This window comes from Flagellimonas spongiicola (genome assembly GCF_023502425.1).
Taxonomy (GTDB): Bacteria; Bacteroidota; Bacteroidia; order Flavobacteriales; family Flavobacteriaceae; genus Flagellimonas; species Flagellimonas spongiicola.
In genome coordinates this window covers 384,941-401,698 of sequence record NZ_JAMFMA010000001.1, presented here as the reverse complement: position 1 = coordinate 401,698, position 16,758 = coordinate 384,941, and the positions used below count along the sequence as shown (strand labels likewise).

14 protein-coding genes are annotated in these 16,758 nt (G+C 39.6%); 12 read left to right on the top strand and 2 right to left on the bottom strand.

Features of this window, described 5'->3' with window-relative positions:
- The first annotated feature begins 74 nt into the window (after window positions 1–74).
- Window positions 75–878, top strand: coding sequence for a glycosyltransferase family 2 protein (locus tag M3P19_RS01955; RefSeq protein ID WP_249655935.1), 804 nt, complete (start codon window positions 75–77; stop codon window positions 876–878).
- Here M3P19_RS01955 and M3P19_RS01950 read toward each other — a convergent pair.
- Window positions 860–1,693, bottom strand: a complete 834-nt coding sequence (locus tag M3P19_RS01950) for a glycosyltransferase family 2 protein (protein WP_249655934.1) — start codon at window positions 1,691–1,693, stop codon at window positions 860–862. The two genes, M3P19_RS01955 and M3P19_RS01950, sit on opposite strands and share 19 nt — an antisense overlap.
- A gap of 66 nt (window positions 1,694–1,759) precedes the next feature.
- Here M3P19_RS01950 and M3P19_RS01945 point away from each other — a divergent pair, with 66 nt between their 5' ends.
- From M3P19_RS01945 to M3P19_RS01920, 6 genes are read left to right on the top strand one after another with little or no spacing between them, the layout of a single operon-like run.
- On the top strand, window positions 1,760–2,581 hold the full coding sequence (locus M3P19_RS01945; RefSeq protein WP_249655933.1) for a zinc-binding alcohol dehydrogenase: 822 nt from the start codon (window positions 1,760–1,762) through the stop codon (window positions 2,579–2,581).
- Entirely contained in the window at window positions 2,574–3,134 is a 561-nt protein-coding gene (locus tag M3P19_RS01940) for an L-threonylcarbamoyladenylate synthase (RefSeq protein WP_249655932.1), read from the top strand. Before M3P19_RS01945 ends, M3P19_RS01940 begins: the two co-directional genes overlap by 8 nt.
- A gap of 1 nt (window position 3,135) precedes the next feature.
- Window positions 3,136–4,575 (top strand): CCA tRNA nucleotidyltransferase, encoded by a 1,440-nt coding sequence (locus M3P19_RS01935; protein WP_249655931.1) that lies wholly within the window; start codon window positions 3,136–3,138, stop codon window positions 4,573–4,575.
- On the top strand, window positions 4,559–5,575 hold the full coding sequence (locus M3P19_RS01930) for a COX15/CtaA family protein (RefSeq protein WP_249655930.1): 1,017 nt from the start codon (window positions 4,559–4,561) through the stop codon (window positions 5,573–5,575). Before M3P19_RS01935 ends, M3P19_RS01930 begins: the two co-directional genes overlap by 17 nt.
- Window positions 5,576–5,619: 44 nt before the next feature.
- Window positions 5,620–6,114 (top strand): plasmid pRiA4b ORF-3 family protein, encoded by a 495-nt coding sequence (locus M3P19_RS01925; RefSeq protein ID WP_249655929.1) that lies wholly within the window; start codon window positions 5,620–5,622, stop codon window positions 6,112–6,114.
- 28 nt (window positions 6,115–6,142) lie between these two features.
- Complete coding sequence (locus tag M3P19_RS01920; protein ID WP_249655928.1) at window positions 6,143–7,201, top strand: nucleoid-associated protein; 1,059 nt, start codon at window positions 6,143–6,145, stop codon at window positions 7,199–7,201.
- A gap of 88 nt (window positions 7,202–7,289) precedes the next feature.
- Here the strand turns inward: M3P19_RS01920 and M3P19_RS01915 are convergent, their stop codons facing one another.
- The gene (locus tag M3P19_RS01915) at window positions 7,290–8,360 is read right to left on the bottom strand and encodes a hypothetical protein (RefSeq protein ID WP_249655927.1); all 1,071 of its coding nucleotides are present in this window, start codon (window positions 8,358–8,360) and stop codon (window positions 7,290–7,292) included.
- A gap of 74 nt (window positions 8,361–8,434) precedes the next feature.
- Between M3P19_RS01915 and M3P19_RS01910 the strand changes: the two genes are divergently transcribed.
- Genes M3P19_RS01910 through uvrB form a run of 5 tightly spaced genes read left to right on the top strand, consistent with a single transcriptional unit; the run spans window position 8,435 to window position 16,735 of the window.
- Window positions 8,435–9,331, top strand: a complete 897-nt coding sequence (locus M3P19_RS01910; protein WP_249655926.1) for an ABC transporter ATP-binding protein — start codon at window positions 8,435–8,437, stop codon at window positions 9,329–9,331.
- Between the two features lie 11 nt (window positions 9,332–9,342).
- A complete protein-coding gene (locus M3P19_RS01905) occupies window positions 9,343–10,176 on the top strand; it encodes an ABC transporter permease (protein WP_249655925.1) in 834 nt (277 codons plus the stop codon).
- A 28-nt stretch (window positions 10,177–10,204) separates the two neighbouring features.
- Window positions 10,205–12,919 carry a T9SS type B sorting domain-containing protein gene (locus M3P19_RS01900; RefSeq protein WP_249655924.1) on the top strand — a complete coding sequence of 905 codons (2,715 nt, stop codon included), beginning with the start codon at window positions 10,205–10,207 and terminating at the stop codon, window positions 12,917–12,919.
- A gap of 44 nt (window positions 12,920–12,963) precedes the next feature.
- A complete protein-coding gene (locus M3P19_RS01895) occupies window positions 12,964–14,700 on the top strand; it encodes a T9SS type B sorting domain-containing protein (RefSeq protein WP_249655923.1) in 1,737 nt (578 codons plus the stop codon).
- A 46-nt stretch (window positions 14,701–14,746) separates the two neighbouring features.
- Window positions 14,747–16,735 carry an excinuclease ABC subunit UvrB gene (uvrB, locus tag M3P19_RS01890; RefSeq protein ID WP_249655922.1) on the top strand — a complete coding sequence of 663 codons (1,989 nt, stop codon included), beginning with the start codon at window positions 14,747–14,749 and terminating at the stop codon, window positions 16,733–16,735.
- Window positions 16,736–16,758 lie beyond the last annotated feature (23 nt).

Genomic DNA, 16,758 nt, shown 5'->3' with positions numbered 1-16,758 from the left:
ATTACCATTCTAAACAATTTTCTCCTTATAATTTTGTTATAGTTTTGTAATCACCAAACCGCGTACCAATAAATATGGCTGGATTGAGCACCCCAAAGCAAAAGCTATCCGCGCTTATTATCACCTACAATGAAATAGGATATATTGAGCGATGCATAGAATCCGTTTCCTTTGCAGATGAAATTCTTGTGGTTGATTCCTACAGTACGGATGGAACCTATGAATTTTTACAAAATCACCCCAAAGTAACGGTGATGCAACATCCATTTGAAAACTTTACAGCTCAAAAATCCTATGCCTTAAAACAAGCTTCCAATGATTGGATATTATTCTTGGATGCTGATGAAGTGGTTGGCGATAAACTACAAATTGAGATTGTTTCAACAATCAATGACCCTAACGCCTGTGAAGCTTACTGGTTTTACCGAATATTCATGTTCCAAAATACCCGCTTGAATTTCAGTGGATGGCAAACTGATAAAAACCACAGGTTATTCCGAAAAAGCAAAGCTAAATTCACGGACCAAAAATTGGTACATGAAACACTAGAGGTAGATGGTAAATCCTGTATTCTTAAAGAGCGATTAATACATTATTGCTATAAGGATTACGAGGATTATAAAGGTAAAATGCTCCGATATGGTCAACTAAAGGCCAAAGAGGCATTTTATAAGGAAAAGCACTTTAATTATTTCTTATTGGTATTCAGACCGCTTTGGAAATTTTTCAACCACTATGTTCTGAGATTAGGTTTTTTGGATGGTAAAAAAGGAATCATTGTTTCTTACCTCAATGCCTTAGGTGTGCTGGAACGCTATAGGGAATTGAAACGCTTGGAGAAAAAAAATCAGCTCACCTATTATTTGGTGATGCCGTAGTGGCTCCAAACCACTTTATTAGTTCGCGTTTCCTTTCGTATCGCCCTATTTTTCGCAATTGATTCTGGAGTTTTATATCCCCTTTTGTGGTCTAAGTGCACACATACAGCACTATAACGCAATTGTTTGGACTTTATCCCAAAATTGAACAGACGTTCGCCCAATTCCCGGTCTTGACCCCCATATTGCATCCGCTCATCAAAGCCATTAACATTTAGAATATCCTGTTTCCAACCTGATGAATTATGACCGTTCCAACTGGCATTTGTTGGCGTTATGGTATTTAATATTTTGGAGATAAAGCCGCTGGCAGTGAGTTTATTATTTTTAAAGGTCTTCGGAACACCCTTTTCCTTCAACCAATTGATATTAAAACAATTCTGCTGCAAGATATCATCTATAGTGATCATCTTTGAAATATTCATCGGCAACATATAATACCCCCCTGAGATAAAATAGCCTGGTTCCTTGTTGATGTAATGAACCTCAACAAAATCCTCTCTAGGAATACAATCCCCATCCGTCATGATAATGTAATTCGCCCTGCAAGCTTCAACAGCTTTATTCAGAATTCGGGATTTTTGAAATCCATCATCTTCCTGCCAAACATGAACTATTGGATAAAAAACTTCTTTGGACATTTTTTCCAATAACTCCTTGGTTTTTGGCCCAGAACCATCATCCGCAATAACCACTTCGAACTTTTTAAAAAGCTGGCAATTAAACCCCCAGAGTACTTTTTTTAGCCACTCTTCAGAGTTATATGTACTTACAATAACCGATATCTTGGGTATGTCTATTTCATTCTGGTCCATCTTGGCAAAAATAGCAATATAAAATGTTATGGTATATCCTTAATTTTGCATGCCGAACATAATCTAATGAAGGTAAAAGAAATACCGGTATCCCTATACAATCAATTGCGATTATCCTATGCTACTAGCAGTAAATTAATACGCGCTAAAGATACTATCCCAGTTATTGTTTCATTGGCTTCCATTCCGTCTAGGCTCTCCATTGTTCATCTGACGGTAAAAAGTATTCTAAATCAAGAAGTTTTACCCAACAAAATCATTCTTTGGCTTCATGAAGATTTGAAAAGTACAATTCCTAAACAATTAGCAAAACTTGAAGGAGAAATATTCTCCATAAAATATTCTGATTACAAAAGTTCCCATCGAAAATTGGTGGATACCCTTCAGATTTTCGATGATGCCATTGTGGTTACCTGTGATGATGATATGATGTATCGAAAAGATTGGCTTCCAAAGTTATACCAACAGCACCTCGAAAACCCAAGGGCTATAATAGGAAATCAATCACGATGTATATCGTACAAGGATGGTCAATTACTCCCCTACAAATCTTGGCCGTTCGGAAAGGATTGCAAACGCCCAGATGCCTTGTTACCAATTGGGGCGGGAGGCACATTATATCCTATCGGCGCTTTTAGCGAAACGATGTTTGACCGGGAACTATTCTTGAAATTGACCCCAAAAGCAGATGACTTATGGTTCAAAGCTATGGGATTATTGAATGGAACCAAATCAATAAAAGCTTCAAATACTGGAAAAGAACCTATTCCTATTTGGGGCTCACAAAGGGTTTCTCTTAAGAAATCTAATATAACCGAAGATAAAAATAGAACGCAGTGGGAGGCATTGACCTCACATTTTGACATAAAACCAGAACGATTTGACTGAACAAATCAACAATTGCATAGCTGCTTTAAAAGCAGGAAATCTGATTCTTTATCCAACTGACACCGTTTGGGGAATTGGTTGTGATGCAACCAATCCTGAAGCTGTTAAAAAAGTTTATGCTTTAAAACAACGTGAAGACAGCAAGGCCTTAATATGCCTAGCAGCAAATCAGGCAATGCTAGAACGACATGTAAAGGAAGTTCCAGATGCCGCCTATGACATTATGGATTTGGCCACAAAACCTACAACAATAGTCTTTGATGAGCCACAAGGGCTAGCTGAAAATCTAATAGCCTCGGACAATACCATTGCCATTCGTGTAGCTTCTGACAAGTTTTGCCAATACCTCATCAACAAATTTGGCAAACCTATAGTTTCAACATCAGCAAACGTTTCAGGTATTCCAACACCAAAACAATTCAATGAGATTAGTCCTGAAATTTTAAAAGGAGTGGACTATGTGGTAAATTTGCCGGACGAAAACAAAAATCCTTCCACATCGTCCATTATTAAGTTGAGCAACGATGGCCAGGTCAAGGTAATCCGGGAGTAGCATGACGCAGGAATTCCATAAAAAAGCCATACAACATCCTATTTTTGAACTCATTGGTGAAGCTTCATCAGAAATTGGTGTTAACTCTTATGTTATTGGTGGTTTCGTTCGGGATTATCTCTTAAATCGCGGCACACCAAAAGACATTGATGTAGTTGCCATTGGCAGTGGAATAAAGCTTGCTGAAAAAGTTGCTTCCAAGTTGAAGGGAAATCCTCAAGTGACCGTGTTCAAGAACTTTGGTACAGCAATGATCAAAACAGATGATCTTGAATTGGAATTTGTGGGCGCCCGCAAGGAAAGTTACAATCGGGGTAGTAGAAAACCCGTAGTTGAAGATGGTACCCTAGAAGATGATCAAAATCGTAGGGATTTTACCATAAATGCAATGGCTTTATCCTTAAATAAAGCAAATTACGGGCAATTAGTAGATCCATTCGATGGCATTACAGATTTATCCAAAAAAACAATTCGAACCCCTTTAGAGCCGGGCATCACATATTCAGACGACCCTTTGCGTATGATGCGGGCCATCCGATTTGCCACACAATTGGAGTTTGAAATAGAACTAAAATCGCTTCAAGCAATTTTGGAAAACAAGGACCGCATAAAAATTGTTTCCAAAGAACGGATTGTGGACGAACTGCATAAGATTTTGGCAAGTCCTAAACCATCCATTGGTTTCGCATTACTGCATCAAACTGGATTGCTACCATTGATCTTACCGGAGTTAACTGCTTTGCAGGGCATAGAGGAGGTCGAGGGTCAGCGACATAAAGACAACTTTTGGCATACGCTTGAAGTCGTGGATAATATTGCACAGACCACTAACAATCTTTGGCTGCGTTGGGCCGCTCTTCTACATGATATTGGTAAAGCACCAACTAAACGCTTTCATAAAAAAATCGGATGGACCTTCCATGGACATGAGTTTGTTGGTTCTAAAATGGTCTACAAATTGTTCAAAAGGCTTCGAATGCCATTGAATGATAAAATGAAATTCGTCCAAAAAATGGTTTTGATGAGTTCAAGACCTATTATTCTTTCTGAAAATCATGTCACCGATTCTGCCGTCCGAAGATTGGTTTTTGACGCTGGAGAATATGTGGAGGACTTGATGACGCTTTGCGAAGCGGATATCACAACAAAAAATCCGCGCAAGCAGAAGAAATACAAAAACAACTTCAAGATTGTACGTCAAAAAATTGTAGAGGTTGAGGAACGAGATCATATTCGAAATTTCCAACCACCCGTTTCCGGTGAGGAAATCATGAAGACGTTTAATTTATCTCCTTCCAAGGAAATTGGTATAATTAAGGATGCCATCAAAGAAGCAATTCTAGAAGGTGAGATTCCTAATGAATATAGCGCAGCCTATCAGTTTATGTTGAAAAAAGGAAAGGAACTTGATTTAATTCCTATTGATGATGAAAAAGAATAAATATGTAGTTTATTGGTTGTTAACAGGTTGCGCCTTGATTTTTATCATGGTCGTTGTAGGCGGCATTACTAGATTGACGCATTCTGGACTTTCCATGTCTGACTATAACTTAATTACCGGCACCCTTCCCCCAATGAGTGAAGAAGCATGGGAAGAAGCATTTGACCTCTATAAACAATATCCAGAATACCAAAAACTCAATTACCATTTTACCCTTGAAGACTTCAAAAGCATCTACTTTTGGGAATGGTTACATCGTGTAATTGGCAGATTTATAGGTATTGTATTTATACTACCTTTTCTCTATTTCTTGATCCGAAAAAGACTTGACAAACCTACCGTTAGAAAGTGTTTGGTTTTACTTTTTTTAGGCGGTTTTCAAGGTTTTCTTGGGTGGTATATGGTCAAAAGTGGGCTTATTGACCGTCCAGACGTTTCCCATTATCGATTGGCAGCACATTTGACTACTGCCTTTTTAACTTTTGCGTATAGTCTGTGGGTCGCATTGGACCTCATTTACCCGGAAAAGCGGGAAATACAAAAATCCTTTAGAAACCTTATTCGAGTAGCTTTGGTGTTGCTTGTGATTCAAATTATTTGGGGAGCCTTTGTTGCAGGGTTGGATGCTGGGTTCATACACAACCATTGGCCATTGATGAGTGAAGGTAAATTGATTCATGAAACCGTCTATATCGAACAAAATCCATTGCTCAAAAATTTCTATGAAGGGAAAAGTGGCGTACAATTCATCCATCGCTATTTAGCCTATCTGGTGGTCGGTTTTGTAATAGCCATTTGGTACAAATCCAGAAACTTCAATAAAACTATCCAGCAAGTCAAAGGAATTAAAGCCTTACTGCTATTAGTAAGTTTGCAGTTTATTTTAGGGGTACTTACATTGATTCTTGCAGTTCCATTGTGGTTGGGCGTATTGCACCAAGTAGGTGCTTTTTTCTTATTGGCCGCAATGACGTTTACCTTACACCGATTTTCTAAATAAAGGACTATTTATTGTACATTTGCCTTTACTTTAAATGATGCTGAATGATCTATAAAATCAGGGTGATTCTTGATGCTGAAGAAGATATTTTCAGGGATTTGGAAATTGAAAATTCCCAATCTTTGGAAGAATTCCATAATGCCATTACCCAGGCATTTGGTTTTGGTGGAAGCGAAATGGCCTCCTTTTATACTTGCGACGAAGAATGGAATCAGGAGGAAGAATTTGCGCTTTTCGATATGAGTGAAACTGGCTCTGACGTGCGACTCATGAATGAAACCGCCTTGGATGATGTACTTACCGAAAGTAACCCAAAAATGATTTATGTCTATGACTTTTTCAGCATGTGGACTTTTTTCGTGGAACTGGCCGATATTGTTGAAAAAGAAGATGGCAGAAGTTATCCAAATGTACTCTTTAGTTTTGGCGAGTTACCAGATTCTCCCCCAGAGAAAAAATTTGAATCCAAGCCATCCATCGATTTTGATGATTCCTTGGACAGTTACGACGACCTTGATTTTGACGAGAACTGGAATTAATCGCCAACCATAACGCCTATCCTGTATAATGCTAAACCTATATCCTGCCCAAATCGAAAGCGTGTCTTTGCACCGTGTTGGCAACAAAAGCAAGAACGAATCCATTTTTTTATCCCAAGAGCCGTTTAGCCTCAATGATGAGATGTCTGGCTTATTGAAGGAATATTTCTTTAAACCATTTCGAGAAAAAGAAGAGAACTATTACCGTTTTGACCATGAAGTGGATTTGGAGTTTAATGAAGTATTTAAATCGGTGGTTACGATTTTCGAGGATGCTTCCAATGTACACGAACACTCTAAAAAAATCACAACGCATTTATTTGAGCAATCAAATCATCCCCATATTAAAAGTGGAGAGGTGTACGTTGTCCATTTTTCCGACATGGTGCTAGATAACAAGAAAGTGGACGCACTTGGGATTTTTAAAAGTGAACTTAAACATGATTTTCTTCAATTTGAAGAAGATGGAGCCAATCTGGACATCCTAATCAAACAAGGAATCAATATCAACAAATTGGATAAAGGCTGCATAGTTTTTAATACCAATAAAGAAGAAGGATACAAAGTACTTTCCGTGGATAGCAATCGGTATGATGCTAAATATTGGATAGAAAATTTTTTGGGATTATCGCCGTTGACAGATGAAAATTTCTACACCAAGAATTATCTGAAATTCTGCCAGAACTTCGCCAAAGATGTGGTGTTACCTGCGGAGGATAAGCAACAAGAGGTACTGTTCATGAACCGTGCAGTAAACCATTTTGCCAAAAACGACGAGTTTGAAGAAACCTCTTTTTTAAATGAGGTGATGGAAAACCCGGAATTGATTCCAGAGTTCAAACATTACAAAGTAGAAAAAGGCCCTAAGTACAGCATTGAAGATGTGTCAAACTTCGATATTGCGAACAAGGCCGTTTCAGATGCACGCAAAAAAATCAAAAATGTAATCAATCTGGACACCAACATTCAGATTAAGATGGATTTCATTAATCCAGAATCAGCAGAGAAGTTTGTTGAAAAAGGATGGGATGAAGAACGTCAGATGTATTACTACCTTGTTTACTTTAATAAGGAGCAGAAAAGCTAATTACCACTAGTCATAACACAGATATCTTAATTCAGTTGTCAGATTTTAGTTAACTGAACTCTAATGTCTGATTTCTGAAGTCTGAAGTCTAGCTATCAAAAATCTTGTTCATATTTACATCTTGATAATTACGTTTGACAAAATCAAGTGCAAGTGACAGTACCTCACCCATAGTGGAGCAGCGCTTAAAGTTCATATCCTTCGTAAGATCGTATATCTGCAGTTTAAGCGCCTCAATATTTTCATCCAAGGAAATATGATCGGTCTTGCTGATGCCCACTAATCGCTTTATTCGATTACCAGAACTGATTATCCTTTTGGCAACTATAGAGCGTTCCTCAATCTTATACTGATCCACGGAATGTTTTTGCAACTTGGACCGGACCAATTCTACCATTTTATAGTTTTCCTTGAAAAATTGTGGTCGATAAACTTTTAATTTACCCTCAAAACACTGCTGGTCAAAATCTATGGCCCTGATCTTATAAACCACATGATCAAAATCGTGAACGGGTACAATCACATAGTTGTAGGAACGCATATCACCTAGTAGTCGTATCATACAGCGCTCATTGAACTTCACAAATTCCTTGGCCAATTGCGCCTTTTCAGCTTCGCTGCATTTAGGTAACATATCCTCAATGAATACATCTCCTGGAATTCCGGCGATATGTTCCTCAATCAAAGTATCACCGTACACCAAAAAATTGAGGTTGTATGGAGAAAGCATGTGTTCCAATTCCAAACCATACACCCGTGAAGCATCAGTTTTTTTCACATAGAAATAAGTATAGTTGTCATTCAAGATGTTACGCACCTTGATACGGAAAGGTTTGGAGTTGCCAAAAGTGCAGTAATCCACAGCATCTACGTTCAAATACTCCAATATGCGATCACCACCATCGGAATGCAAAATAGAGTACACCTTCTTTAAACTAGCGTCAATTTCTTCACGGTCAAAATCCGAATAATACACCCTTACCCAAAGGGTATCCTCCCCATTAGCATCATAAACCACAACGGATCCTGCAAATCGTAACAAATCCTCATAAAAGATGGGAATCTCTATTTTTCTGCTGTATCGATGCAAATAACCATCCAGCTTTTTATTGACCGGAAAGGCGGGTTTTTTCTTGGACATCAATTTTTCTTCGGACATTCTTTCCCTAATTTGTAACAAATTCGGCTATACCTCGTCAAGTTACTATAAACTAATCAAAAAACGATTCCGTCTTGGAAACAATACTAACCGTACAACACCTTACCAAGAAATTCGGCTTCCTCACCGCTGTAAAGGATTTATCTTTTACTATCGAAAAAGGAAATGTCTATGGTATTTTAGGTCCCAATGGTAGTGGTAAATCCACAACGCTTGGGATAATTCTTAATGTGGTCAATCGTACTTCAGGGAGCTTTTGCTGGTTTGAGGGGAATACCTCCACGCATGAAGCTTTGAAAAAAGTCGGGGCCATAATTGAACGTCCGAACTTCTACCCTTATATGACCGCAGTACAGAATTTGAAGCTGGTCTGTAAAATCAAGGAGGTTCCTGAAACTAAAATCGAGGAGAAACTGGAACTTGTAGGCTTATTAGATCGTAAAGACAGTAAGTTCAGAACCTATTCTTTAGGTATGAAGCAGCGTTTGGCGATAGCCTCTGCCCTATTAAATGACCCAGAAATTCTCATTTTGGATGAACCCACCAATGGACTTGACCCCCAAGGAATTCATCAGATCCGGGAAATCATCAAGAAAATTGCGGCCAAAGGAACCACCATTCTATTGGCTTCCCACCTTTTGGATGAAGTAGAAAAAGTTTGTTCCCATGTTGTAATCCTTAGAAAGGGAGAAAAACTTTATTCCGGACCTGTGGATGGCATGATGGCCAGTCATGGCTTCTTTGAGCTCAGGACCACAGCGATGGATAAACTACGAGAACTGCTTGAAAAGAGTGCAAGTTTCGGAAAAATCACACAAGAGAATGGAACGTTGACCGCATATTTAAAGGAGGAAATGCAGGCAGAAGAGCTGAACAAAATGCTGTATGACAAAGGACTTGTGCTATCACATCTTGTAAAACGCAAAGAAAGTCTTGAAGAACAATTCCTTACCCTTACCAAAAACAACTAATCAAAAAACCAATGGTACGCTTACTACAAATAGAATTCATAAAGCTTTGGAACAATAGGGCCAGTAAGATCTTAATCACATCTTATTTTATCCTTTTGACTTCCATTGCCCTGATTGCAGCAATTAAGTTCGATATTGGCCCAGTTAAGTTCCATTTGGCCGAACAGGGTATATTCAACTTTCCCTATATCTGGCATTTCAACACCTTTGTCACCGCCATTTTTAAATTGTTCCTGGCTATTGTAATCGTTTCGATGATGGCCAACGAATACAGCAATAAAACCATTAAACAAAACTTGATTGACGGCCTTTCAAAAAAGGAGTTCATTGCCTCCAAATTCTTGACGGTCATATCGTTTTCATTGATATCCACAGTCTTTGTTTTTGTGGTTTCCATGATTTTAGGGTTGATTTATTCGGACTATAACGAATTGTCGATTATTTTCTCTGACTTGGAGTATGTTTTTGCATTTTTCTTCAAATTGGTAGGATTCTTCTCCTTTTGTCTTTTTCTGGGAATATTCGTTAAACGTTCCGCCTTTGCCTTAGGTTTCCTCATTCTGTGGGTGATTTTGGAACAAATCATATTCGGAATATTAGGATGGAAGTTCACCACTTGGGAAATTGCACAGAACATCAAGAACTTTCTTCCTTTGGAGTCGATGCAAAATCTAATCAAGGAACCATTTACGCGATTATCAGCGGTCCAAAACATTGGACAACAAATTGGTGAGGATATGAGTTTTGATTACCAAGTCTACTGGTATGAATTCCTCATTGTGATCTTTTGGACGGCACTTTTCATCTATTTATCATACGCATTGTTGAAAAAACGGGATTTATAGTATCTTGTGAGATACTGTTATCCCTTGAATGCTATATAGATACATTACATTTTTACTATTGGTATTACTTCCTTTGAGCGCTTTTGCACAAGGGGAAACCTCCAATTGGTATTTTGGTCGAAGTGCTGGAATTACCTTTAATAATGACGGCACCGTATCACCAATTTCTGATGGTCGGATAAGTACATTTGAAGGTTGCGCCTCCATTTCGGACGCGCTTGGAAATCTTATCCTCTATACTGATGGTATAACAGTCTACGATGCATCGCATAATGTTATGCAAAACGGGAATGGATTGTTTGGCGACCCTTCCAGTACCCAATCCGCTATTGTGGTGCAAAAACCACAAGACCCGAACATTCTATACATATTTACGGTAGATACCGCCACCTTTGAAGACGACCCTGATCGCGGGCTCAGTTATTCGGAGGTGGACATGACATTGAACGGTGGACTTGGTGCCATCACGCAGAAGAATGTGAACCTATTGGCAGACTGCTCTGAAAAAATCACAGCGGTCCTAAAAGACTGTTCCGATGAATCCATCTGGGTGGTTACACTGGCAACCGTAAATGGAGGTGAAGGTCCATTTGATACCTATCACGCCTTTGAAGTTGCACCTACAGGGGTCAACACCACTTCGGTATCTTCCACTTTTACAGATTTAGAGATTTTAGACCCAAGAGGCTATTTGAAATTTTCTGCCGATGGAAAAAAATTGGCAAGTGCCAATATGGGTTTTGGCCTGTATTTATATGATTTTGATACCACAAATGGAATGGTCTCCAATCAGGAACGGATTAGGGTAACTGCGCCAAACAAAATCCCTTATGGTTTGGAATTTTCTCCCAATCAACAATTTTTATACGTTCACACTTCCAACAATCAACCCGCACTGCAAGAGGGTGGACATTTTTCCTCTTTGCTGCAATACGACATGACCGCGCCAGACATTTCAAGTTCTGAAATTGAAATTGACCGTCGGGCCATTTACCGTGGTGCCTTGCAGCTTGGGCAAAACGGAAAAATTTACAGAACCATTGCAGAAAATTACGTCCGCGGAACCAACTATTTAGGCGTAATCGAGAATCCAAATGAGTTGGGAACAGATGCCTCCTATGTGCATAATGCAATTTTTCTTGGAACGGCTAGGTCTACCCAAGGATTACCTCCTTTCATCCAGTCCTATTTTGACCGCGTGGCTATCATTAAAAATGATGACGGCACGGAAAGCACGTCAAAAGCGCTTTGTGAAGGTGAAGAATTCTCATTTGAAGCGGATGTCGTTGTCAACGCAACCTACAATTGGGAGAAAGACGGAACCCCAATAGTAAACAACAGTAATATACTCACAGTTATCAACGCTTCAGCCACAGATTCAGGAAGATATAGTTTGGAAATTGTTCCAATCGACCCTAGCCTTTGTCCAATTATTGGAGAAGCCTTTGTTTCTGTAAACCCCATTCCTGATGCACCTGATGTCACTTTGACGCAGTGTGATGTTGTTCAATTTGGTGCTCCTGATGGTTTGACGCCTTTTAACTTGGAAGAAACATTCCCTAAGGATGGTAATTCCTATACCTTCTACGAAACACCAGCGGATTATATTAGCAGCAATCCTATTACAAATCCCATTGGTTATACAAATACTACCCCCTTTAATCAAACCATCTTTTATGAAATCGTTGATTCCAATGGTTGCTCCAATACCGGTCAACTCCATTTGGTGGTACGTGATGTAATTTTGGACCCTGCAAATGACAAGACATTTTATGCATGCGATTCCATCCCAGAAGATTTTTTATTGGAGGGTAATTTTGATTTAAATGCAATCGAAGACTCCGAATACAGTAGCATGGATATTGCTTTCTATACGAATCTTGATGATGCTATTTTAGAACAAAATCCAGTTTCTGGTGAGTTTAATTCTTCATCCACAACAATATATACCCGGATTGAAAATAGCAACGCCTGTTTAAACATTGAACGGGTCCATTTAACTGTCAATCCAACACCTACCATCACATTTAATGAATCATTTTTGTGGTGCACTGATGGTGCTCCATTACCAATTCAAGCGCCCGCAGGTTACGACCTTTATAGATGGTATCGTATAACGGGTTCAGGTCCTACTGAAGTTGGCAACACCCAAAACCTCATGATTTCTGACCTAGGCACCTATTCTTTGGAAGTAGGATACGAATACATTACTGCTGAGGGTGTCTTTCAATGCTTCAATGCCGTAGATTTTGAAATCATCCCTTCCAACAGCGCTTTGATTGAGGATATTGTAGTAAAAGATTTATCGGACAACAACATCGTAGAAGTATTGGTCTCTGGTGATGGGGATTACGAATTTTCCTTGGATGGAATCAACTACCAAGATGCCACAATATTTGAAAATGTGGAACCCGGTTTTCACAAGGTTTATGTTCAGGACAAAAACGATTGTGGAATCACAGAAGGTAAATTTTCCGTGATTGGCTACCCTAAATTCTTTACCCCAAATGGCGACAATATTAACGATACCTGGCAGATTATTGGTATTAATAAGGAATTTCAGGCCAATAGTCAGATATCCATTTTTGATCGCTACGGCAAGCTAATGGCCATGGTAAGTCCGGAATCCCAAGGTTGGAATGGTACTTTTAACAATAATGAACTCCCAGCTTCCGATTATTGGTTTAAGGTTAATTTAGAAGATGGGCGTATATTTAAAGGACATTTTACTTTAAAACGATGATTGATTGGAAATTATGAGGTAACCGAAGTTTAGATTTAGTTGAAATGTTAAAAAAATTGCTACAAATTATCGCGTTTTGCGCGTTAACGCCAATACTTGCTCAAGACTGTCCAAGTTTACTTAGTCCGGTAAATGGTGCCACGGGGGTCCCTGTTGATGCTTCAATCACATGGAATGCCGCTGTAGGTGTACCTGGATACCGCATTCGTTTGGGAACCACACCAGGTGGCAGTGAAATCACAGACGCTTCAGTAGGAAGTGCTACTTCGTATACACCACCATTGGGTCTGCCTTCCAATACTACCATTTACGTTACCATAATTTTGGATTTTCTATTTCAAGGTGGAATAGATATCGTATGCGATAGCCAAACATTTACTACCGAAAACGTAACCACAGCTCCAGCATGTGTGTTGTATAGAACGCCAATGGATGGCGACACAAGCGTTAGTGTTTTTTCGAATATATCCTGGTTTTATGCACCAAGAGCCACTGGATATATCGTATCACTTGGAACTTCTCCTGGTGCAACCGATATAGTTGCGCCAACGGATGTTGGGAACACCTTGCTATTTAATCCACCTGGAGAGTTACCTGCCAGTACCACCATTTATGTAAATGTAATTCCTTACAACAGTATTGGTAATGCTACTAGCTGCGTTGAAATTAGCTTTCAGACCGGAATTTTGGCCCCTATACCAGGGTGTACTACCATGGTAACCCCATTTAATGGGGAAATCAATGTACCCCTAACACCATTTTTGGAATGGCTACCAGTGCCTGGGGCTACCGGCTATCGCGTAACCATAGGATCCACACCTGATGGTACAGATATCCTAAATAATACAGCATTCGCGACCAATTCAACCTTCGTGATTGATTTTCCACCCAATCAAAGCTTTTTTGTGCGCATTGTACCCTTTAATGCCGCAGGGGATGCTATTGGTTGTGGGCAGGAAAGTTTTTCCACGGTTTTGGGATGTGGGCCATATTTGGATCCGAGTACAGGTGATTTTGTCGATTTTAGCCCAGCAACTAATTTACAGGAAGTGTTTTCATTCTGTGCCAATGAAGTGCCTTTCAATTTTACGGCACCAGACTTAGCAGATGGCTATCGCTGGTACCAAATTGATGATTTTGATAACGAAATACTGATTTCAGACACAGCCGATGTTGCTATCAATGAAAATGGACGCTATCGCTATGAAGCATATAACATCATTTCACAGTCTGGGGAATTCATTGAATGTCCGGTTACTCAGATTTTTGAGGTAGTATCAAGCAGTGTTGCAACCATTGATGGAATTACCGCAGTGGACACTGCTTTAGGTTTTGATGTAACGGTAGATGTATCAGGAATTGGAGATTACGAGTATGCCATTGATGACCCCAACGGCCCATATCAAGATAGCAACAGATTCAATCCAGTTTCGCCTGGTACCCATACGTTTTATGTTAGAGATAAAAATGGTTGTGGAACTGTAAGTGAACTTTTTGTGCAGGATCTTACCGTAGAAGGCTTTCCGAAATTCTTTACCCCAAATGGGGATAGTATTAATGACTTTTGGCAATTCATACAACCCACTGAAGGTATACAGATTATTCTGCGAGATATCCGAATATTTGATAGGTTTGGCCGGTTGTTATCCGTAATAAATCAAAACTCGCAAGGTTGGGACGGAAATTATGGAGGTAGACCACTTCCTGCTGGTGAATATTGGTTCTCTGCAACGGATGATATGAATCGAGAAGTAAAGGGTCATTTTTCGTTAAAAAGATAAGATCGCTACACTTCCGATTGCCCTTTCCCTTTAGTATTTTTAACCTATGAAATTTCAAGTCGTATCAGATTTCAAACCCACGGGGGATCAACCCCAAGCCATACAACAATTGGTAGACGGAATCCAAGAAGGGGAACCACATCAGACCCTTTTGGGTGTAACCGGTTCAGGAAAAACGTTTACTGTTGCCAATGTGGTTGAACGTGTGCAAAGACCAACCTTGGTTTTAGCGCATAACAAAACATTGGCAGCACAGTTATATTCGGAATTCAAGCAGTTTTTCCCGAACAATGCCGTCGAGTATTTTGTTTCGTATTACGACTATTATCAACCTGAAGCCTACATTCCAACTAGCGGACTTTATATTGAAAAGGACCTTAGCATCAATGAAGATATTGAAAAATTGCGCTTAAGTGCAACTTCATCTCTTTTATCAGGTAGGCGGGATGTTTTGGTGGTGGCCTCAGTATCTTGTTTATACGGTATTGGGAACCCTGTGGAATTTCAAAAAAATGTGATTTCTATACAACGAGATCAAGTCATCTCGAGGACGAAATTCCTAAAACTATTGGTCCAGAGTCTATATTCACGAACCACCGCAGATTTTAGAAATGGCAACTTTAGGGTTAAGGGAGATGTAGTGGATGTATTCCCTGGTTATGCAGACCATGCATTCAGAATCCATTTTTTTGGTGATGAAATCGAGGAGATCGAAGCGCTTGACCCCTTTAACAACAAAGTGATTGAAATCTACGATTCGCTGAATATTTACCCTGCTAATATGTTCGTTACTTCCCCAGATATCCTGCAAAATGCCATTCATATGATCCAGGACGATTTGCTAAAACAGATTGATTATTTCAGGGAAGTTGGACGGCCATTAGAGGCAAAACGTTTGGAGGAACGTACCAATTTTGATTTGGAAATGATTCGAGAATTGGGTTACTGTTCCGGAATTGAGAATTATTCCAGATATCTTGATGGCAGGGAACCGGGAACACGGCCATTCTGTCTTTTGGATTATTTTCCGGATGACTATTTAATGGTGATTGACGAAAGCCATGTCACGATACCCCAAGTTCATGCCATGTATGGAGGCGACCGAAGTCGCAAAGAGAATTTGGTGGATTATGGATTTAGACTACCTGCCGCTCTTGACAACAGACCTTTGAAATTTGAGGAATTTGAAGCATTGCAGAACCAAGCAATTTATGTTAGCGCCACCCCAGCAGATTATGAGCTACAGTTAAGCCAAGGGGTGTATGTGGAGCAGGTAATTCGCCCTACAGGTCTTTTGGACCCCATTATCGAAGTGCGTCCAAGTATGAATCAAATTGATGATTTGGTGGAAGAAATTCAACAACGTGTTGAATTGGATGAGCGTACCTTGGTCACCACCTTGACGAAGAGAATGGCAGAGGAATTGGCTAAGTATTTGGCACGTATCAATATCAGATGCCGTTACATACATAGTGATGTGGACACCTTGGAACGCGTTGAGATTATGCAAGATTTACGTAAAGGATTATTCGATGTACTAATAGGTGTGAATCTACTACGGGAAGGATTGGATCTACCTGAAGTTTCCTTAGTAGCCATATTGGATGCAGATAAAGAGGGTTTTCTAAGAAGTAATCGTTCTTTGACACAGACCGTCGGAAGAGCAGCAAGGAACCTAAATGGAAAAGCGATTATGTATGCCGATACCATCACGGACAGCATGCAAAAAACAATAGATGAAACCAATTATCGTCGCGAAAAGCAAATCAATTATAACACAGAAAATAAAATTACCCCAAAGGCATTGAACAAAACGCTTGATAATGCATTGGCCAAAAATTCTGTGTCTACCTATCATTTTCAGAAAGAAGAATTGCGTGCGGCAGAACCCGATTTGGAATACTTGACCCCTGATCAACGGGATAAATTGATTCGTGAGAAACGAAAAGCCATGGAAAAGGCTGCCAAGGAGCTCAATTTTATGGAAGCAGCAAAACTTCGGGACGAAATAAAAACACTTCAAGAACAGGACTAAAAGAAAGCGCGCCTCTACGTTGA